General features: G+C 57.8%; 15 protein-coding genes. 6 read left to right on the forward strand and 9 right to left on the reverse strand.

Annotated elements, in window-relative coordinates; genetic code table 11:
* Positions 1–19: 19 nt before the first annotated feature.
* The gene (gene nadC / locus IIA05_10650) at positions 20–847 is read right to left on the reverse strand and encodes a carboxylating nicotinate-nucleotide diphosphorylase (GenBank protein MCH9027562.1); all 828 of its coding nucleotides are present in this window, start codon (positions 845–847) and stop codon (positions 20–22) included.
* A gap of 184 nt (positions 848–1,031) precedes the next feature.
* Positions 1,032–1,622 carry a urate hydroxylase PuuD gene (locus IIA05_10655; protein ID MCH9027563.1) on the reverse strand — a complete coding sequence of 197 codons (591 nt, stop codon included), beginning with the start codon at positions 1,620–1,622 and terminating at the stop codon, positions 1,032–1,034.
* A gap of 210 nt (positions 1,623–1,832) precedes the next feature.
* Here IIA05_10655 and IIA05_10660 point away from each other — a divergent pair, with 210 nt between their 5' ends.
* Together IIA05_10660 and grxD are read left to right on the forward strand one after the other, a co-directional pair.
* Positions 1,833–2,186 (forward strand): BON domain-containing protein, encoded by a 354-nt coding sequence (locus IIA05_10660; protein MCH9027564.1) that lies wholly within the window; start codon positions 1,833–1,835, stop codon positions 2,184–2,186.
* A gap of 45 nt (positions 2,187–2,231) precedes the next feature.
* Positions 2,232–2,546, forward strand: coding sequence for a Grx4 family monothiol glutaredoxin (grxD, locus tag IIA05_10665; protein MCH9027565.1), 315 nt, complete (start codon positions 2,232–2,234; stop codon positions 2,544–2,546).
* 4 nt (positions 2,547–2,550) lie between these two features.
* Here the strand turns inward: grxD and rnt are convergent, their stop codons facing one another.
* Genes rnt through IIA05_10680 form a run of 3 tightly spaced genes read right to left on the reverse strand, consistent with a single transcriptional unit; the run spans position 2,551 to position 5,762 of the window.
* Positions 2,551–3,174 (reverse strand): ribonuclease T, encoded by a 624-nt coding sequence (gene rnt / locus IIA05_10670; protein MCH9027566.1) that lies wholly within the window; start codon positions 3,172–3,174, stop codon positions 2,551–2,553.
* 34 nt (positions 3,175–3,208) lie between these two features.
* Positions 3,209–4,252, reverse strand: a complete 1,044-nt coding sequence (gene pyrC, locus IIA05_10675; GenBank protein ID MCH9027567.1) for a dihydroorotase — start codon at positions 4,250–4,252, stop codon at positions 3,209–3,211.
* 22 nt (positions 4,253–4,274) lie between these two features.
* Positions 4,275–5,762, reverse strand: coding sequence for a leucyl aminopeptidase family protein (locus tag IIA05_10680; GenBank protein MCH9027568.1), 1,488 nt, complete (start codon positions 5,760–5,762; stop codon positions 4,275–4,277).
* Between the two features lie 206 nt (positions 5,763–5,968).
* Between IIA05_10680 and aceE the strand changes: the two genes are divergently transcribed.
* The 3 genes from aceE to lpdA are packed head-to-tail and all read left to right on the forward strand — an operon-like array spanning position 5,969 to position 11,690.
* Positions 5,969–8,632 carry a pyruvate dehydrogenase (acetyl-transferring), homodimeric type gene (gene aceE, locus IIA05_10685; protein MCH9027569.1) on the forward strand — a complete coding sequence of 888 codons (2,664 nt, stop codon included), beginning with the start codon at positions 5,969–5,971 and terminating at the stop codon, positions 8,630–8,632.
* Positions 8,633–8,646: 14 nt separating this feature from the next.
* Complete coding sequence (locus tag IIA05_10690) at positions 8,647–10,224, forward strand: dihydrolipoyllysine-residue acetyltransferase (GenBank protein ID MCH9027570.1); 1,578 nt, start codon at positions 8,647–8,649, stop codon at positions 10,222–10,224.
* 17 nt (positions 10,225–10,241) lie between these two features.
* A complete protein-coding gene (gene lpdA / locus IIA05_10695; protein ID MCH9027571.1) occupies positions 10,242–11,690 on the forward strand; it encodes a dihydrolipoyl dehydrogenase in 1,449 nt (482 codons plus the stop codon).
* A gap of 364 nt (positions 11,691–12,054) precedes the next feature.
* Here lpdA and IIA05_10700 read toward each other — a convergent pair whose 3' ends face one another.
* On the reverse strand, positions 12,055–13,383 hold the full coding sequence (locus IIA05_10700) for a DUF222 domain-containing protein (protein MCH9027572.1): 1,329 nt from the start codon (positions 13,381–13,383) through the stop codon (positions 12,055–12,057).
* Between the two features lie 304 nt (positions 13,384–13,687).
* On the opposite strand from IIA05_10700, the gene IIA05_10705 reads away from it, so the two are divergent.
* Complete coding sequence (locus IIA05_10705) at positions 13,688–16,012, forward strand: TonB-dependent receptor (protein ID MCH9027573.1); 2,325 nt, start codon at positions 13,688–13,690, stop codon at positions 16,010–16,012.
* Positions 16,013–16,046: 34 nt separating this feature from the next.
* Here IIA05_10705 and IIA05_10710 read toward each other — a convergent pair whose 3' ends face one another.
* The 3 genes from IIA05_10710 to IIA05_10720 form a co-directional block, all read right to left on the reverse strand.
* Positions 16,047–17,801 carry a tetratricopeptide repeat protein gene (locus IIA05_10710; protein MCH9027574.1) on the reverse strand — a complete coding sequence of 585 codons (1,755 nt, stop codon included), beginning with the start codon at positions 17,799–17,801 and terminating at the stop codon, positions 16,047–16,049.
* Positions 17,802–18,078: 277 nt separating this feature from the next.
* Positions 18,079–19,842 carry a tetratricopeptide repeat protein gene (locus IIA05_10715; protein MCH9027575.1) on the reverse strand — a complete coding sequence of 588 codons (1,764 nt, stop codon included), beginning with the start codon at positions 19,840–19,842 and terminating at the stop codon, positions 18,079–18,081.
* A gap of 248 nt (positions 19,843–20,090) precedes the next feature.
* The coding region (locus IIA05_10720; protein ID MCH9027576.1) for an efflux RND transporter periplasmic adaptor subunit at positions 20,091–20,313 on the reverse strand (223 nt) is incomplete at its 5' end.

The following is a 20,313-nucleotide window of genomic DNA, read 5'->3' on the forward strand; positions in this document are numbered from 1 at the left end:
GCCGCTTCAGCCGGCTAGGTCATGGCTCCCTAATGGTAAAACGCATTGAAAAATCAACCGCCCGGAGATTCTTGGTCAGCGCGCCACAGGAGATGAAATCGACTCCGGTCGCCGCCGTTTCCTGCAGTTGTTCGACCTGGTAGCCGCCTGAAGCTTCCAGGATGGCCTGGCTCCCGGAGTCACGGGTTTTGCTCACCGCCTCTTTTAGCAGTGCATTGGAAAAATTGTCCAGCAGTACGCTGTCCGCAGTGGCGGCCAGTGCCTGGTTCAGCTGATCCAGGTTCTCGACCTCGACCTGGACGGGCAGATCGCTGATCGTTCTCGCCCGGGCGATAGCGGCCGCCACCGATCCGGCTGCGGCGATATGGTTTTCCTTGATCAGGATTGCGTCATACAGACCCTGCCGGTGGTTTCGCGCGCCGCCGCAGGCGACCGCATACTTTTGCGCGTTGCGCAGACCCGGGATGGTTTTTCGGGTGTCCAGGATCTGACAGCCCGTACCCCTGACCGCATCGGCGTATCGCCTGGCCGTGGTTGCCGTGGCCGATAGCGTCTGCAGAAAGTTCAGCGCCGTTCGTTCACCGGTCAACATCGCGCGGGCAGGCCCGGCGAGACGGCAAATCGTTTGCCGAGCCTTTGCCGCGTCACCCTCGGTCAATAGCCATTCGATGCTTATTCCAGGATCCAGTTGGCCGAATACTTCGTCGAACCATGGACGCCCGCAGATTACCGCGGCTTCGCGCACGATTACCGTTGCTTGAGCCATGGCGTCGGTTGCCACCAGTACCGCGGTCAGGTCCCCGCCGCCCACGTCTTCTGCCAGTGCATGACGGACAAGCTGCGGCATATCGTCCGGTACGGGGTTGGAAAATCGTTGCTTGTGCTTGGTCTGGCTCATCGGTAGTCCGGGAGAATGACTAATCAGGGTTGGCCTGTGTTCGACCAGATTCCGGAATCATCGCTTTTTGTCGGGGGACAAACAAGAAACCCGGCAAACGCCGGGTTTCCGTCGTCGTTCATGAACTTTCTCTTCAGAACGGCAAACCATGAGTCGCGCCCGTCATGCACATCAGCATCGGCAGCGACAGCAAGGTGTTGGTTCGCGAAGCCATGAAAGCGATACTCTTTGCTTTCGCTTTTTCCTCGTCTGTGGCCGGTACCATGCCGAGCAGTTTTTTCTGGTTTGGCCAGATCAGGACCCAGACATTGAACAGCATGATGGTTCCCATCCAGGCGCCCAGCCCGAGAATGGTGTAGTAACTGCTACCTTCAGACATACCCAGGGTGAATGTGGGTACGAAATTTTTTCCCAGGTAGGCAGCACCCGACAGCCAGGTCACCAGGGCCGCCCAGCGGAACCAGTTGAGCGCCAGCGGCGCTACATACTTGGTAATCGCGGCGCCTCCCGGGCCTCCTTCATCGCTGGCGGCAGCGCCCAGCGCGGAAACCTGGACGAAATTGAAGTAGTACAGCAAGCCTATCCAGGTGACCCCGGCAATGATGTGCAGCCAGCGGACAAACTGGTTCCAGTCAAATGCGAAGCCACCCACCGAGGCGCCGATAATCAGCATCAGCACAAAACCAGCGATCAGCGTTCCGTTTACCGTTTTTAGTGGGTTCATGATCGTCTCTCTCCCGCAGAATTATGATGTTTTTCGGCGTCAGCGTGAATGCGCCAGACACTCGATGTATTGGAAGAATAGGTTAGGCGCCGGGATATTTCAAACGCAGCAGCCCACGCAGCAGCAACGGTGGCCGGCTATTCGCCACGGTTTTTTGTGGCCGGCTTCGAGTAGAATGTAGGCACGCGATTCCAGGGACGGGTTAATGCCATGAAGAAAATTCTGATCGCTGCGCTGCTGGCCTTTACAGTGACGATTTTGCCCGCTTGCGCGGCCGCGCTTCTTGGCGGGCAGGGCAGCGGTAGTTACCAGTCGTCCGGCGATGGCCGTGGCGGCGCGCAGTCGGCGGGGGATCAGACGATCAGCGCGACCTTGCAGGAAAAATTGTCGTCCGACCCGGTCACCAAGGGTTCCAGGATACAGATTGAGACCAGCAATGCAATTGTGGTCTTGAAAGGTGACGTGGCATCGGTAAGAATCAGTCGGCGCGCGGCCGAGATAGCCGGCCAGGTCGACAAAGTCAGGGCGGTCAGGAACCATCTGTGGGTGCGTTCCAGCGACTGATCGGGGTGCCGGTGGGGTGCCACAGCATACTTATAGAGGTGCAAGGTGGATACAAACGAGAAAATTCAGGAACAACTGCAGGGTAATACCGTTATTTTGTATATGAAGGGTTCGCCGGACTTTCCGCAGTGCGGTTTCTCCGCCCAGACCGTCGCCGCCCTGAGAGCCTGCGACACCGAGTTTACCCATGTCAATATCCTTGAAGACCCCGAGCTCAGGGAAGGGCTGAAGGCGCATTCCAACTGGCCGACCTTTCCGCAGCTATACGTTTCCGGGGAACTGGTTGGCGGTTGCGACATCACGCTTGAGATGTTTCACAGCGGCGAGTTGAAAAAGCTCCTGGACAAAGCCACCGCATAGGCTGCTATCTTTCTCGGTTTTTTGCGCCGGCGTATTCTTCGTACTGACCGCGAAAGCGGTTGACGATCAGGCAAAAAAGATCGGCGGTACGCTCGGCGTCGTAAGCGGCGGAATGCGCTGATTCCGTATCCCACTCCAGACCGGCCGCTATGGCTGCTCGCGCAAGAACCGTTTGTCCGAGGGCGACGCCGCCTAAAGTCGCCGTGTCGAAACTGCTGAAAGGATGAAACGGGTTGCGTTTCAACTGGCAGCGCTCGAGCGCGGCATTCAGGAAATTCAGATCGAAAAAAGCGTTATGCCCGACCAGTATGGCGCGGCTGCAACCATAATCCCGCACTGCCTTGCGGATTGGCCTGAACAATCGTCGCAATGCTTCTTTCTCCGGCAGGGCCGGGCGGAGTGGATGGTCCGGCACTATTTTATTGACTTCCAAAGCCGCCGCTTCGATGCGTGCGCCGGGGAACGCCGCCACGTGATAGCGGATAGTCTCGCCCCGTTCCAGCGTTCCGTCTTCATTCATTTCGACCAGGACGGCTGCAATTTCCAGCAACGCGTCGGTGGCCGCATTGAAGCCGCCGGTTTCGACGTCGATGACGACCGGCAGAAATCCCCGGAAGCGGCCGGCCATCTCCGGCGGCCGGACATTCCTGGCCGTACCTTTTTCAGTCATCGTCGGGCCCCAGGCGCCATGCGACTTCTTCGCCCGCCCTGAAGGGGGTCAGGTGATGCTGTCCGAATTCCAGTGTCCGGCTGACTGTCCATGGATTTTTTGTCAGCGTGACGGTCTCCTGGTTCCGCGGCAGCCGATAAAAATCGGCGCCGTGATGGCTGGCAAACGCTTCCAGCCGGTCCAGCCGGCCGGCCTGATCGAATGCTTCGGCGTACAGCTCGATTGCAGCATGCGCGGTAAAGATTCCGGCGCAGCCACAAGCGGATTGTTTGTCAGCAGTCGCGTGCGGAGCCGAATCCGTCCCCAGGAAGAACCGCTCCGACCCGCTGGTTGCGGCTTCGAGCACGCTCAGGCGATGGCGTTCGCGCTTTAACACGGGCAGGCAATAATGGTGTGGTTGCAGCCCCTGGCCAAACAGCGCGTTGCGATTCAGCAATATATGGTGCGCGGTGATGGTGGCAGCGATTCCCTGGCGCGAAGCGAGGACGAAGGCTACAGCGTCCGCCGTGGTGATATGTTCAAAAACGATCCGCAGGCGCGGAAACTTATCGGCCAGCGGCGCCAGAGTCTGGTCAATAAACGCTTTTTCACGGTCGAAGACATCGACCGAGGGGTCGGTGGCCTCACCATGCACCAGTAGCGGCACATCGCTGGCCTGCATGGCATCGAGCGCCGCGTAGACTTTTTCGATAGCCGTTACCGCCGCATCCGACAAGGTGGTTGCGCCTGCCGGGTAATATTTCACGGCGATAAGGAATTCCGCCGCCGCGGCTTTGCGGATTTCCCCGGCAGTCGTGTCGTCGCTAAGGTACAGCGTCATCAGCGGGGAAAAATTGCTGCCGGCGGGCCTGGCGGCCAGAATTCTCTGCCGGTATTCGGCGGCCTGTGCCACGGTCGTAATCGGCGGATCCAGATTGGGCATGACCACAGCCCGGGAAAACCTTGCGCAGCTAAAGGGCAGCACCGAGGCAAGCAAGGCGTCATCGCGCAGGTGCAGGTGCCAGTCGTCCGGCCGGCTTATGACCAGTCTGTCCATCGTCAGCCAAAGACTCCTTGTGCTATTGGTCCGGCAATCCGGCGTCCAGCAGTTCAAGCGTAAAACGAACCCCGAAACCAGTGATCTGCGTGGGGATGTGGGCCAGCCCACCCTTGTGGCTGGAAGCGCCCAGATCGATGTGCAGCCAGGGTATGGAATCCGGGACGAACCGCCGCAGGAAGCGGGCCGCGTATATGTGATCGCCCATGCCATCGGTCGTACATTGCTTGATGTCGGCGATCGGGCTTTCCAGCGTCTGGTCAAAATCTTTTTCGTCGAGCGGAAAAGGCCAGACGCGTTCGCCACTGGCGCGGCCAATTTGAATCAGCGGTTCCCGCCAGTGGTCCCGGTTGGTGAAAATGGCGCTCAACCGCGTCGTCAGCCCGCGGATGCAGGACCCCGTGAGCGTTGCATAATCGATCATCAAACCGGGTTTGTCGCGTGCTGCCAAGGCGAGGGTATCGGCCAGCGCCATGCGGCCTTCCGCATCCGTGTGGATGACCTGGATGGTAACGCCGTTGCAAGCGGTGATTACATCCTGCGGCTTGTATGCCTGGCTGCCGATCATGTTCTCGCTGATCGCCAGCCAGCAGTCCACCCGGCGGGGCAGCCCGAGACGGCTGATCGCGAGCAAACAACCCAGTGCGACGGCGCTGCCGCCCATGTCCTCATGCATATCCAGCATCGAGTCGTGGGGCTTCAGATTGGTTCCGCCGGTGTCGAAACATATGCCTTTGCCCACCAGGGTCAGCAATTCGCCGGTGGTCTTTTGCGGGCGATACTTGAGATGCACGATGCCGGCGTCGCGGCCGGGATTGGCCTGGGCAACGGCCAGGAACGCACCGGCGCCTTTCTTTTCGAGTTCTTTTTGCCCGAGCAGTTGGTAGCTCCAGCCCTCGCGCCTTGCCAGCGCCTCGACCAGTCGGCAGTAATTGGCTGAATCCAGTTGGTTGGGCGGCAGGGTGGTCAGCCAGCGCGCGAGGTAATTGCCCTCGGCTTCCGCCTGGCACCGCTTCAGGTCAGGCAGTTCTGCGACCGCGAATAATCTCAGGCTGCGAATCCGCCGTTCGCGTTTCGGCTTGCTTTTCAGGCTGGGCATCCTGGCGGCGCTCGCCAATGCCGCGCTGATCAGTGCATCCATGGCGGCCGCCTGGTGGCCGGCGTCGAAGCCATGGGCGAGTATGCCAACCGTCAACTCCTGGCTCGCCGTCGCAGTCATCTGGCGGGCCAGCGTCAATTTTTCGAATACGCTCGCCTCAAGCGATATTACACCCAGGCTGAATCCGGTCGCCGAGGCGTTGGCGAAGCGGCCGCTGATTACACCATCGGGATCGCGCCGGCTGAGTTTCTTCAACAACTCGTGATATGGCAGTTGAGACCAGGAAGTCGCCGCCAGACCCTTGGGGATCAGGATTAGCAAGTGGTCCAGCTTGTCCAGATCCGCGCGCGACAGCTTGTTGCCGGTATGGCGTATCGTCACTGACAATTTTGGCGGCAACAACTCAGTCATGTTTTACCTTGACCTCAAAAAAACAAACCCCGATGATATCGGGGTCGGTACTCGGAATCAGTAATATCATAGGTTCGCGGCGCATCATCCTAGCAGGAGGGGGCCGGGAAATCATCCTGGAGACGACTATCGCAACCTCGCATTGCATCGTCCTGCACGCTGCAGCCGGTCGCCGCGTAACAAGACAAAAACCCGGGTAATTATCGATGGCTGACAGCAAGAAATTGCAGGACCAGGACCCACTGGAAACCCGTGAATGGGTTGAGTCGATCGAGTCCGTACTCAAAGTGCACGGACCCGAAAGGGCGCATTTCCTGATTGAACGGGTCATCGACCACGCCCGCCGGTCGGGCGCGTATCTTCCGTATAGCCCGAATACCGCTTACCTGAACACGATTGCCACCGGTCAGGAACCGGAATATCCGGGCGACCGCGCGATCGAGCGTCGGGTCGAGGCGTATATACGCTGGAACGCGATGGCGATGGTCGTGTACGCGAACCGCAAGAGTACCGAGTACGGCGGCCATATCGCGTCTTACGCCTCATCGGCGACGCTGTATGAAGTCGGCTTCAATCATTTCTGGCGTGCCCCCGGCGACGATAATCCCGGCGATATGATTTTCTTCCAGGGTCATTCCTCACCCGGCATCTACGCGCGGGCTTTTCTCGAAGGACGGCTCGATGAGCAGCAACTCAGGTCGTTTCGACGCGAAGTCGGCGGCAACGGCTTGTCATCGTATCCACATCCATGGCTGATGCCGGATTTCTGGCAATTCCCGACGGTCTCGATGGGTCTGGGCCCGATGATGGCGATTTACCAGGCCCGTTACTGCCGTTATATGCAACACCGCGGGATCATCCCGCCCGACGACCGCAAGATCTGGTGTTTCCTCGGTGACGGTGAAACGGATGAACCCGAGTCGCTGGGCGCGATCACGATGCCGGTCCGCGAAAAACTGGACAACCTGATATTTGTCGTTAACTGCAACCTGCAACGGCTCGACGGACCGGTCAGGGGAAATGGCAAGATCATCCAGGAACTTGAAGCGGCGTTTCTCGGTGCCGGCTGGAATGTGATCAAGGTCATCTGGGGTTCGCGCTGGGATCCGCTGCTGGCCCGCGACCACAAGGGACTGCTGCGCCAGCGGATGGAAGAATGCGTCGATGGCGAATACCAGAATTTCAAGGCCAAGGGCGGCGCGTTTACGCGCGAGCATTTTTTCGGCGAGTATCCGGAGCTCGCGGCGATGGTTGCCAATATGTCGGATGACGAGATCTGGCGTCTCAATCGCGGCGGGCACGACTCACACAAGGTTTATGCCGCCTATGCGGCAGCGGTCGCCCACCAGGACCGTCCGACCGTGATCCTGGCCAAGACCGTCAAGGGCTACGGCATGGGCAAGGCCGGCGAGGGCCAGAACATCACCCACCAGCAGAAGAAAATGGATGTCGACGAGCTCAGGGCGTTTCGCGATCGTTTCAATATTCCGGTTGCCGACGACGATATCGAGGGTCTGCCGTTTTGCAAGCTGGCCAAAGGCAGCGAGGAACTGGCCTATTTGCAGGGCCAGCGCAAAAAGCTTCGCGGATATTTGCCGGTTCGCCACAACAAGGCGCCGTCTCTGAAGGCGCCGCCGCTGGAAATCTTTGCAACCCAGCTGCAGGGCACGGGCGAAAGAGAGGGTTCCACGACCATGGCATTGGTCAGGATGCTGACCACCCTGCTCAAGGACAAGCGGATCGGCAAGCACATCGTGCCCATCGTTCCGGATGAAGCGCGTACCTTCGGCATGGAGGGCATGTTCCGCCAGGTCGGCATTTATTCATCGCTCGGTCAGTTGTATACGCCGCAGGATGCCGACCAGCTGATGTTTTATCGCGAGGATATCAAGGGCCAGATTCTCGAGGAGGGCATCAACGAAGGCGGGGCGTTCTGCTCGTGGATGGCCGCGGGTACCAGCTACGCCAACCACGGCGTTCAGATGATCCCCTTTTATATCTTTTATTCGATGTTCGGTTTCCAGCGGATCGGGGATTTCGCCTGGGCGGCGGGCGATATGCAGACGCGCGGTTTCCTGATCGGGGGTACGGCGGGGCGGACGACCCTCGCCGGTGAAGGCCTCCAGCACCAGGATGGCCACAGTCATTTGCTGGCCTCGACGATTCCCAACTGCGTTTCCTACGATCCGGCTTACGCCTATGAGCTGGCGGTGATTGTCCAGGATGGTTTGCGCCGCATGTTCGAGGAGCAGGAAAGCGTTTTCTACTACATCACTTGCATGAATGAGAACTATGTCCAACCGGCGATGCCCGCGGGGGTCGAGCAGGGCATTCTCAATGGCATGTACCTGTTGCGCATCGGCCAGCGCGGGCAGGTTCGCGCTCAACTGATGGGTTCGGGAACCATACTCCGGGAAGTCGAAGCGGCCGCCGACCTGCTGGAAAAAGATTTCTCGATACCCGCCGATGTCTGGAGCGTGACCAGCTTCAATCAATTGCGGCGCGATGGCCTGGAGGTCGAACGCTTCAATCGCCTGCACCCGGGCAAGGAGCAGCGGCGGTGCTACGTCCAGCAGTGCCTGGGCGACCGGGACGGGCCATACATCGTGGCGACGGATTACATGAAGGCGGTGCCCGACCAGATCAGGCAGTGGGTCCCGGGACGCTTCGTGGCGCTGGGGACGGACGGTTTCGGGCGCAGCGACGCACGCGCTGCCTTGCGCAGTCATTTCGAAGTCGATCGGCGGCACATTGCTCTCGCAGCGCTCAAGGCGCTGGCCGATGACGGCAAGCTGGATTACGCGACAGTCGGTGCGGCGATCAAGAAACTCGGCATCGACCCGAAAAAACCGGACCCGGTCGGCGTATAGGGTCTCGGCGGACAATGGCGCAGCGAATCGAAATCCGGGTTCCCGATATTGGAGATTTCCAGGACGTGGAAGTCATCGAGGTCATGGTGGCGGCGGGAGACCGGGTTGAGATCGAGGACCCCCTGGTAACCGTGGAAACCGACAAAGCGGCCATGGATATACCGGCGCCGGTGGCGGGGTCAGTGGTTGAAGTCAGCGTGAAGGTTGGCGCCAAGATTTCTGAAGGCGACCTGGTGTTGGTGCTGGATTCAGAAGGCGAGCAACCGGCACCGGCGGACGCGGCGGATTCTGCAGCGGAAGCAAGAGTTTCTTCGCAGCCGGTGGAGATCGAAGTCCGGGTACCCGATATCGGTGATTTCACCGATGTGGATGTGATCGAGGTACTGGTCCGGGCGAATCAGGAAATTGAGCTCGAAGAGCCGCTGGTAACCCTGGAAACAGACAAGGCGGCGATGGATGTTCCGGCCCCGGCCGGAGGCAGGATCGTGTCGGTCGCGGTCAAAGAAGGCGACAAAGTATCCGCGGGTGACCTGATCGTGACCCTGCTGGGAATTCCGGCGCCGGTGCCAGAAAGCCGTCAGCCCCCGGTGGCGGCAGTCGAACCGGCGCCTGCCCCGGAAACGCCTGCGCCAGCGCGCATTCCCGGGGCGGTGAAGGAATTGCCGGCTATAGACGAGGCCAGTTTCTCCCGCGCCCACGCTGGACCATCGGTCAGGATGCTGGCGCGCGAACTGGGCGTCGACCTTGGGCAGGTCAAAGGCAGCGGACTAAAGAGTCGCATCACCCATGACGACGTCAAGGCGTGGGTCAAAGCCGTATTGACCGGCGCTGACGGTTTGCCGGGCGCCGCATTGCCAAAAGTGCCCGAAGTCGATTTTGCCCGGTTTGGCGAGGTCGAGACCCAGCCGCTGGGCCGTATCCAGAAAATCTCCGGGCCCCGGCTGCAGGCGGCCTGGATCAATTTGCCCCACGTGTTCCAGTTCGATGAGGCCGATATCACGGAACTCGAAAAAGTCCGCCAGGATTTGCAGCCGGTTGCCGCCGACAAGGGCGTCAAACTGACGCCGCTGGCGTTTATCCTCAGGGCCTGTGTGCTGGCGCTGAAGGAATTCCCGGATTTCAACAGTTCACTGTCCGCCGATGGCGAGCACCTGGTTTACAAGAAGTACTTTCACCTGGGATTCGCCGCCGATACGCCAAACGGGCTGATGGTGCCGGTGATTCGCGATGCCGACAAGCTGGATATTTATGCCCTGGCCGGCCGGCTCGGCGAACTCAGCGCGAAGGCACGCGATGGCAAGCTGAAAGCCGACGAGATGCAAGGCGGGACTTTTACCGTTTCCAGCCTCGGTGGTATCGGCGGTACCGGATTTACCCCGATCATCAATGCACCGGAGGTCGCGATCATGGGTGTCGCGCGATCTGCGATGAAACCCGTATACGTCGATGGAAAATTCGTGGCGCGGCTGATACTGCCGTTTTCCGTGTCCTACGATCACCGGGTCATCGATGGCGCTCAGGCGGTTCGTTTTACCAGCTACCTGTCCACTGTGCTCGCCGATCCCGGCAAGCTGACGGCTCCGCTTTCGTGAGCGCGGACGAGCAGACGATGGCTGCGGCCGAATACACCGGCACCGTCGATATCTCGACCCGGCTGCTGGTGCTCGGTTCGGGGCCGGGCGGGTACACCGCCGCGTTTCGGGCGGCCGATCTCGGGCTGGAGACGACGCTGGTGGAGCGCTTTGATGCGCTCGGCGGGGTTTGCCTCAACGTCGGTTGTATCCCGTCGAAAGCGCTGCTGCATGTCGCCAAGGTCATGGACGATGCCAAAGCCATGGCCGAGCACGGGGTCACTTTTTCCAAGCCGGTTATCGACCCGCAGGGCTTGCGCGGGTGGAAAGACCAGATCGTCGGGCAACTGAGCAGCGGGTTGGACGGGTTGGCAAAAAAACGCAAGGTTAGCGTCGTTACAGGGCATGGTGAATTCCTGTCAGCGCACCACCTGCAGGTGAGCAAACCCGATGACTCGGGAAAGCCGCAGGTCATCGAGTTCGAGCAGTGCATCATTGCCGCGGGTTCGGAGTCGGCCTGGCTGCCCTTTTTGCCGGACGATCGGCGGATCATGGATTCGACCGGCGCGCTGGAGCTCGAAGAGCTGCCGGCGCGGCTGCTGGTCATTGGCGGCGGGATAATCGGCCTGGAATTGGCGACCGTGTACCAGGCCCTCGGGGTCAAGGTTTCGGTCGTGGAAATGACCAGCGGGCTGATGCCCGAGTGCGACCCCGACCTGGTCCGGCCGCTGGAAAAACGGATTCGAAAACAATACGAGCAGATCATGCTCGGGGTCACGGTGAGCGGAGTCGAGGCGCTGGACGAAGGGCTCAAGGTCAGTTTCTCGGGCGATGGCGCGCCCGACCCGCAAGTTTACGGCCGTATCCTGGTCGCAGTCGGACGCAAACCGAATGGTTCGGTGATCGGCGCGGAGGCGGCGGGTGTGGCTGTGGACGAGCACGGATTTATCCCGGTCGACCGGCAAATGCGGACCAACCAGGCACACATTTTTGCGATCGGCGATATCGTCGGCGAACCCATGCTTGCCCACAAGGCGTCCCACGAAGGAAAAACCGCGGCTGAGGTTGCCAGCGGCCTGAAGCGCTCGTTCGATGCCAGGGTTATTCCATCGGTGGCCTACACCGACCCCGAAATCGCCTGGGTCGGCGAGACCGAATCCGAACTCAAGGCACAGGGGCGGGCATACGGCAAGGGTGTGTTTCCGTGGGCGGCCAGCGGCCGGTCATTGGCGCTAGGCAGAAACGAGGGTCTGAGCAAGCTGTTGTTCGACGAAGAAAGCGGGCAGCTGATCGGCGCCGGCATCGTCGGCCCGCAGGCAGGCGACCTGATCGCCGAAATGGCACTGGCGATCGAGATGGGATGCGATGCATCCGATATCGCGCTGACCATACATCCACACCCGACCCTGTCGGAAACGCTCGCCTTCGCCGCCGAGGCTTTTGAAGGGACGTTGACCGACCTGTACATGCCGAAGAAGGGTAACTAACCTATGCATCGCATACCTATTGTGATTATTTTTCTCGCATTAGCTCGTGGGAATTACGAGAGTACTGCATTGAAAATATGTCAACTTATGGCATCGGATTATCTGTATTAGAAATCAAGAATGAGCGCGCCATGGTTCTTGATCTTGAAAGTTCGTTAATTTACGCGGATACTGATATAGAGGTAAAGCAATTTGCGAAAGTGTGAGAGCGCTGTCAAATACTCCATACCGGCCTAGACGACATCAGAAAACTCTCAGCTAAGAAATTGTCTGACTAGAAATTCAGGAGGGACGTTTCAGATCTCCAATCCCGATTTCGCAAAAACACACGACAAGATTCCGATCTACCTATTTATCGTACTAATTACCCCAGCAACGCCTCGACCGCCACACTGTAATCCATCTTCTCGCCTTCCCACCGGGTCACGCAGGTTTTGGAGTCGATCTCGATCCCGGGGATTTCATGGCTCAGCAAACTCACCGCGTCGGTGTTTGCCGGTATCGGGGGGTGATATTCGGCACGGCGGATGACATTGCCATCTTTGTTTTTGAAAACAATGCGGCCATTGGCGGTCTTTTCGCAGCCAAAACCGCCTTCATGGACCAACCGGTGGTGATATCGGCATAGCTGTACCAGGTTGTCGATGCGGGTCTCACCACCTGCGGCCCAGTGCTTGATGTGGTGTCCGTCGATGTAATGCTGATGGGTGCAGCCGGGAAAGCGGCAGCCTTTGTCCCTGGCTTTCAATATTCGCCGCATCGCGGACGGAATTACCCGGGATTTGCGGCCGATATTGATCGGTTCGCCGGTCTCGTCCTCGAAAAGCTTCACCACACTGCTGTCGCAAGCGATTCGTCTCGATGTTTCCGCGGAAACATTGGGGCCGTGTTCGAGTTCGCAGATATCGCCGCTGCCGTCTTCGAGTGTTTCCGCGGAAACATGGACCACGACCTGGTAACGGTCGGCGGTGGCTGAGGTCCTGGCACCGTGGCTCAAATAAGTCTCGGCCAGTTCGATCAAGGCGTCGGCCCGGTGGACGCTGAAGGGGATTCTTTCACTGGGATTGGGGTCGTTGCATGTTTCCGCGGAAACATCGGGCTCTTTTCTTTCGGCCTTGGCCCGGTCCATCGCCATTTCCAGGGCTTTGAGCACCAGCGCGCCTTGTTCGGCGGGCAATCGGGCACGAATCACCAGCGAACCATCTTCATCGGTGTAAAAAGTCAATTCCCGATGTTCGTGCTGTCGGTTGGAATTTTGGGCGTCTTGCAGTCTTTTGACCCAGCGGGTCTTGGCGATCAGTCTTTCCATGTGGCTGGCGGTGCCGTGCCTGGCGATCATCAGCAGAAAATCTTCGTTCTCACTATTCGCGACCCTAGTCATGGCCCGCACCTTCGAATAGCTGATCTCGCCTTTTTCCAAGGCGGCGCTGATTTTCGGTAAATCTGCAAGACAATGCGCCACCCGGACTTTCTCTCTGGCTGCGTTCATGCCGATGCCGCATTGCCAGTTCAGCCAGTGGGCGCACGAATACAAACCTTCTTCATGCCAGCCATTGGCTTCATCGAATTCGCGGATCAACGTCAGCAATCGGTACTCGGCGGCATTCAGATAACCGCACAGTTTGGTGATCTCGGCACCGAGTTCTTTGCGGTGTTGTTGGTTCTGTAGTCGCTGGGCATGGGACAAATACATGGTGGGCTCCGGGGGTTGAATCGATGCTGTTCTTAATCCCAGTAGTATAGGCTTATCTTACTGAAAAATAAAGCTTTATTGTGCTGTTTTTTGACAGAAAGTGGGCTTGAAAATGCCCCGAAATACGCAAGAACAACCAGGATATCCACAGTCTCTTAGAGGCATCGACGCCGCCCTTGACTAGGGCTAATTAACCTAATTTTCAGGCGAATAGACCATGCTTCAACTACACTTTCTGAATAGGGCATCTGAAATGGCTGTGAAGAGACTTTTTTAATGATGCAGTAAGGTACGGAGGCTGCCCATGCCCGCAATAATCAAATACGGCATCTTAGGTGTGGTGTACGCATTAGGCGCGTTCTTCAGCCTGTTGCCGATTGCCACGGCGCAACCCCAGGAAGCCGCACCGTCCTCGGACAGTGATAACTATCCGTTTATCGAAGAGATCATCGTTACGGCGCAAAAGCGCGAAAAAGCCGCGCAAGACGTCCCCGTTTCCATGTCGATCTTTAGCAACCGGGAACTGGTGGCGCTCGATCTGACCGATATCGCCGAAATCGCCAGATATACCCCCAATCTGGAATGGGATCAGTCCTGGCTTGGAGCATCCAACTCCGCGTCGCTCTATATTCGTGGGGTTGGCCAGGCGGCAAACTTCGCAGAGCACTCCACGGATCCGGCCGTGGGCCTTTATCTGGACGGAGTCTACGTCGGACGGGCCGCAGGAAGCGTGCTCGGTGTGCTCGATATAAGCCAGGTTGAAGTATTGCGTGGTCCACAGGGGACCTTGTTTGGCAAGAACGCAACCGGCGGCGCCATAACCGTTACGACCACACGCCCGACCGACACGATCTCAGTTTGGGCCGACGTCACGACAGGCAGCGACAACCGAAGCGATTTTCGCCTCGTCGCAAACATTCCGCTCACGGATCAGGTCCTGACGAGATTCTCCGCCTCGAGCCTCAACCGGGACGGCTATGGCGTCAGTCTCCAGGATGGCACAGAGTTCGGTGACATCAACACCGATTACGTTCGTGGCGCACTGCGCTGGCTACCCAGGGAAAATCTGACGGTCGATTTGATGACAGACTGGACTCGCACCCGCCAGGCCTCCGCGGTGACCACCCTGGTCTTCGTTGACTCCGGTCCCATGACGATTTCCAGCATCTACAATTTCTTTGTGGCGCCGACCAACACGGTGGCTGGATTCGGCAATGGCGTGCTGTGGGATTCACGGTTCATTACACCAGGCAACTTCACGAATTATTCGACCGACGAATCGGGATCCGATCTCGATGTTAGAGGGCTGACGGCGATTGTCGATTGGCGGCCCGGCGCCCTCACATTCAAGTCCATCACCGGCTACCGCAGCATGGAAAGCCATTGGGCTGTGGACGCGGATCTTTCCCCATTATCCATTATCGAGGATGTCATGGGCGCCGACCAGCATCAATTCAGCCAGGAATTCAATCTGCGGGGCGGCGACGGCGCACTGGACTGGTTGGTAGGCCTCTATTATTTCGAAGAGGAAGCCACCAAACTCAAATCCGGCGTAATCTTAATCCCCGAGGTCGCGACGGTTGAATTCGACCCGGTCTTTGGTGTCCCCAACCCGCTATTCGGCATTCCGTTGAGTCCGGGCGTTCAGCCGATCACCAACGTGAGTCGCGCTAACAGCACGGCCATCTTTTCACATCTTGAGTATGCGTTCACTGAACGCTGGTCAGGGTCGGCGGGAATACGTTACACGACCGAGGAAAAACGGATCAGCAACCCACCGGGTGTCGGTCTTGTTGCGAGCAACGGCGACTCCAAGACATTCACCAATCTGTCGCCGATGGTCGGGATGCAATATTTCATTGATCAGGACCTGCAGATATATGGCAGCGTCTCACGGGGATTCAAGAGCGGCGGATTCAACTCCCTGGTGCTGCTGCCCAGGCTGGAATATCTACCTTTTGATCCGGAAAAGGCGACTTCATACGAACTCGGCGTCAAGGCAAACCGCGGACGATTCACGGTGGCTGGCGCGACTTTTTTTGTTGACTACGACGATATCCAGATCAGTGTGCTGAACGGCTTAGAACCTCAGATCCTCAACGCAGCTGAGGCCGAGATAAAAGGGGTGGAAGTCGAACTCGCTGCAACACTCACCACCGGTCTGAGGTTGCAGGCGGGCATCGGGTATCTGGATGCGAAATACGTCAAACTGGATCCATTGGGTCTTCAGGGCCTGACGGTACCGGTTACGCTGGATTCCAAGTTTATGAACGCGCCGAAGTGGTCCGTCAATCTGAGCCTGAGCTACTCAACCCAATTGCGCCACCTTGGCCGACTCGCGATTCGCGGCGACTATTCGTGGCGGGATCGGACTTACAATAACGCCGTCAATACCGAAGAACTCATCCAGGACGCCTACGGGCTTCTGCATGCCAGTGCAACCCTGGTGAGCAACGATGGCCGCTGGCAGTTCGCTCTGTTTGGAGACAATCTCACCGACAAGGAGTACATTCAGAGCGGCGAATTTGGCGCAGCCGTCGGTGTAGCGATCGCAAATTTTGGACGTCCACGAACTTGGGGTTTAAGCGTGCGGTACCGATTTGGGTCTGAAGTCACTCGTGACCACTAGGCACTAATGGTGTCAACGGGTCCTGCAGTGCAGCCTACTCCGGGAAGTTCATGCGGCGCAGAAGATCCTGAAATTCAGGCTCACGGCGCAGCGAATCAAACCGGGGTTCCACGTTTAGGAACGGCATCCATAAATTGCGTTCATCGAAGGCTTTTTCGAGCCATTCAATTGCAATCTCATTCTCTCCCAGAGCCGTGTAGATGATCGCAAAACCGTACGGCAGGACATACTGATTCTCGTCCAGACCGTGTAATTCATCGAGAATCTTCTGCGCTTCCGCAGTTCGTCCGGCCACTGCATAAGCGTGTCCCAGTAACCAGTGAAACTGTGAGATTCCGGGGAAAGCCTGCACACCTCTTTCAAATTCACCGATCGCTTCTTGGAACATGCTCTTCTGCAAGTAACTCCAACCAAGTCGCTCGTTGACGAAAGGACTCGTGAGATTCAAATTGACGGCCTCCTGAATCTGAGCAATTGCCTTGTCGTATTGGCGCGACATGTAGAATGCGTCCGACGCGGTAAGGTATGCGGTGATGTCGAGCGGGTTCAGATCGAGTATGCGTCTGATGCTGGCGTGAGCTTCACCCGGGCGGTCCATGGCTGCCAGGTACCATGTGTAGACAAGATGTGCATTATAGTGATTTGGATTCAGCGAAACAGCGCGTTGGAATTCTTCTTCAGCCTGTTCCCAGTCCCAGTCATAATAGAAAAGCAATGATGCATTTACTGCATGGGCATCGGCCAGATTGCTGTCGATTTCCAGCGCCAGCGCCAATTCAGCCTGCACCGTCTGGTAAATATCACGCGGACGCATGACGCCCATAAAAGCCTTTACCAGGTGAGCTCCGGCTACACCCACGTGGGCCTCTGCGTACCGTGGGTCGATTGCGATGGCTTGTCGGTAATACTCGATGCCTGTGTCCAATGCCTCTGGCCGCCACTGTGTATGGAAGTGCCGCCCCAAGAGATAGAGCCGATAGGCTTCGGGATTGACTTCCCGAACATCAGCCAGACGAGCCGCATCCTCCGGAGTCACGACAATGTTGATTTCGCGGGCGATGGCGCTTGCGACCTCGCTGTGAATTGCCAGCACATCGCTAAGGTCGCGGTCGTAGTTATCGGCCCACAAGTGTTGGTCAGTTGCAGCCTCGATCAATTGCACCGTGATCCTGACTTGGTCTCCGATAAGCAGCGCCGAGCCTTCCACCACCCAGTCGACGTTCAACTGCCGCGCAATTTCGGGCAAGGACAGTTTCGTGCCTTGGAATTGCATACTTGATTGACGGGAGATCACCCGCAGCGCGGCGATCTTGGAAAGTTCTGTTATTAACGTGTCCGTCATCCCATTTACGAAATATTCCTGCTCCGGGTCTCCACTTAGGTTTTCAAGTGCCAGGACAGCAATCGAACGAAGATGACCAGTGCCAAAATCGATCCACCTGAATCTGTCCGCCGCGAATAGCGCGACGGCCACGATCAGCACGCCAATGATCACGAAGTCCATCTGACGACCGGTGTGAACCGAGATCAACTCGCCCTCGGAAACCGCCTCTGTACGCATCACGCCCTGGGTCGTAATCTCATAGACCCATGCGAGAATCAGGACAACCGGAAAGCCAACGGCAAGGGCGATTACGATGGCACGCATCGACCATGCGGGTGCGGCGAATGCCTCGAGGAGAATATCGGCGACCTGGATCAGCAGCCACGCAACGACGACGTAGGCAACGCCGCTGCGAAACACGTTGCGGCGTCTTAGTTCATTGATGAACTGCGAGATATTGACCATAACAGGCTCCCACCGTCTGGACCAAGAGTAGCCTAGTCAGCCGCTAATTTCAGTCGAAGTGCTTGCGAGGCTTGAGTTCGCGGGTGCATTCTGTTTGGAGACAATCTCACCGACAAGGAGTACATTCAGAGCGGCGAATCTGGCGCAGCCGTCGGTGTGGCGATCGCAAATTTTGCACGTCCACGAACTTGGGGTTTAAGCGTGCGGTACCGATTTGGGTCTGAAGTCACTCGTGACCACTAGGCACTAAAGGTGTCAACGGGTCCTGCAGTGCAGCCTACTCCGGGTAGTTCATGCGTCGCAGCAGGTCCTGGAAGCGGGGGTCGGAGCGCAGCGGGTCGAACCGCGGCTCCACGTTCAGAAACGGCATCCAAGGGACGCGGTCCTGAAAAGCCTTCTCCAGCAATTCCAGCGCTTTATCATTTTCTCCCAGGCCGGTGTGGATGAGCGCAAAAGCGTATGGCTGAATATACTGTTTCTTGGCTAAAGCGTGTAAGTCATCGAGAATTTTCCGCGCCTCTGCAGTTTGTCCGGCCGCCGCATAGGCGTGCCCCAGCATCCAGAATAAAATCGGGTTATGAGGGGCAAGCGTCACCGCTCGTTCCATGTTGCCAATTGCTTCCTCGAACATGCCCTTCTGTAAGTAGCTCCAACCGAGCCGTGAGAGCGAGTGAGGGCGTTCGGGGCTTAGATCGAGGACCTCATGCAGTTGCGTGATGGCCTGGTCGTATTGGCGTGAGAAGTAGAACACGTCCGACGCAGTGGTGTACACAATGAGGGTCAGCGGGTTGAGTTCAAGTGCACGTTTGATGCTGATGTGGGCTTCCTCCGTGCGGCCCATGGCCACCAGGAACCAGGTGTATATTTGATGCGTTTGCGCATCGTTTGAATCCAGTGAAATGGCCTGTTGGAATTTTTCCTCGGCTTTTTGCCAATCCCAGTCGAAATAGAAATGAGTCATTGCGTGGCTCGTATGGGCACTGGCCAGGTTGCTGTTGATTTCCAGCGCTCGCGATGCTGCGGCCCACGCCTTTTCATTGGCAGGCTGCGGGGGCATGTAGCCCACGAAACCAAGCATTACATAATAATTGGCCATGCCCTGATGGGGTTCTGCGTACTCAGGGTCCATCTCGATGGCTTGCTGAAAATAGCGGACGGCTTTATCCAGTTCCGCTGGTCCCGACTTGAAAAGGTGGTACTTTCCCAAGAGATTGAGCCGGTAGGCCTCGGGATTGACTTCCCGAACATCAGCCAGACGGGCCGCTTCCTCCGGAGTCACTGCAATTTGGATTTCACGGGCGATAGCACTTGCGACCTCGCTGTGTATTGCCAGCACGTCGCTAAGATCGCGGTCGTAGTTATCGGCCCACAGGTGTACGTCGGTTGCGGCCTCGATCAATTGCACTGTGATCCTAACTCGCTCTCCGATAAGCAGCGCCGAGCCTTCAACAACTGCGTCCACGTTCAACTTCCGAGCGATTTCCGGCAAGGACAGTTTCGTGCCCTTGAATTGCATGACGGATTGACGGGAGATCACCCGGAGCGCGGAAATCTTGGAGAGTTCTGTAATCAATGTCTCCGTCATTCCATCGGCGAAGTACTCCTGCTCCGGGTCCCCACTTAGGTTGGCGAGTGGCAGAACAGCAATCGAACGAAGATCAATTGAGGGCACTGTGCCAAAATCGACCCACCTGAATCTGTCCGCCGCGAATAATGCGACGGCCACCATCAGCACGCCAATGATCACGAAGTCGATCTGACGACCGGCGGGTGTCGAGATCGAATCGCCCTCGGAATCCACCTCGGTACGCTTCACGCCCTGGGTTGTAATCTCGTAGATCCACGCAAGAATCAGTACAACCGGAAATCCAATGGCCAGTGCTGTTACGACGGCACGCATCGCCCATGCAGGTGCGGCGTATGTCTCGAGGAGAATATCGGAGACCTGGATCAGCAGCCACGCAATGACGATGTAGGCAGCGCCGCTGCGAAACACGTTGCGGCGGTGTAGTTCATTGATGAACTGCGAGACACTGACCATAACAGGCTCCCACTGTCTGGACCAAGAGTAGCTTAGTCAGCCGCTTAATTCAGTCGAAGTGCTTGCGAGTGTTGAGCCAGCGGGCGCATCCCGCTCCAGGAAAACACACTTTGCGGGGCCATAGCAACGTCAGCCATGTCTGTTATCAACAGCTTGCTCGCAATCGAGGAGGGATCCATATGCGCGCTATCAGGTGCAATCAAATCCTGGCAGGATGAGTCGTTTCAGGCATGCACGATGACAGTCAATCAGTTGGCGGTCGAAGCCGTGTTTCCAGTTTCCGCTTCGGTGTTCAGGACCATGACGCGCTGACCTGGGCGCAGCCTTTCGGCGCCACGTACGACGATGGTGTCGCCAGCTTTGAGATCGCCGGATACTTCGATCAGGTCGCCATCGCCGCTGCCGGCCAGGATCGAAACCCGTTCGACGAGTTGATCCTTGCCGACCCGAAACACGCTGGCGCCATTGCGC

The organism is Pseudomonadota bacterium, assembly GCA_022572885.1.
GTDB lineage: Bacteria > Pseudomonadota > Gammaproteobacteria > Steroidobacterales > MnTg04 > MnTg04.

Coding starts and splice junctions, on each gene's coding strand:
- lpdA (MCH9027571.1), top strand. CDS start 10,242: ATGGCTGCGGCCGAATACACCGGCACCGTCGATATCTCGACCCGGCTG.
- IIA05_10660 (MCH9027564.1), top strand. CDS start 1,833: ATGAAGAAAATTCTGATCGCTGCGCTGCTGGCCTTTACAGTGACGATT.
- IIA05_10705 (MCH9027573.1), top strand. CDS start 13,688: ATGCCCGCAATAATCAAATACGGCATCTTAGGTGTGGTGTACGCATTA.
- IIA05_10680 (MCH9027568.1), bottom strand. CDS start 5,762: ATGACTGAGTTGTTGCCGCCAAAATTGTCAGTGACGATACGCCATACC.
- IIA05_10655 (MCH9027563.1), bottom strand. CDS start 1,622: ATGAACCCACTAAAAACGGTAAACGGAACGCTGATCGCTGGTTTTGTG.
- aceE (MCH9027569.1), top strand. CDS start 5,969: ATGGCTGACAGCAAGAAATTGCAGGACCAGGACCCACTGGAAACCCGT.
- IIA05_10690 (MCH9027570.1), top strand. CDS start 8,647: ATGGCGCAGCGAATCGAAATCCGGGTTCCCGATATTGGAGATTTCCAG.
- pyrC (MCH9027567.1), bottom strand. CDS start 4,252: ATGGACAGACTGGTCATAAGCCGGCCGGACGACTGGCACCTGCACCTG.
- IIA05_10710 (MCH9027574.1), bottom strand. CDS start 17,801: ATGGTCAATATCTCGCAGTTCATCAATGAACTAAGACGCCGCAACGTG.
- IIA05_10700 (MCH9027572.1), bottom strand. CDS start 13,383: ATGTATTTGTCCCATGCCCAGCGACTACAGAACCAACAACACCGCAAA.
- rnt (MCH9027566.1), bottom strand. CDS start 3,174: ATGGCCGGCCGCTTCCGGGGATTTCTGCCGGTCGTCATCGACGTCGAA.
- IIA05_10715 (MCH9027575.1), bottom strand. CDS start 19,842: ATGGTCAGTGTCTCGCAGTTCATCAATGAACTACACCGCCGCAACGTG.
- nadC (MCH9027562.1), bottom strand. CDS start 847: ATGCCGCAGCTTGTCCGTCATGCACTGGCAGAAGACGTGGGCGGCGGG.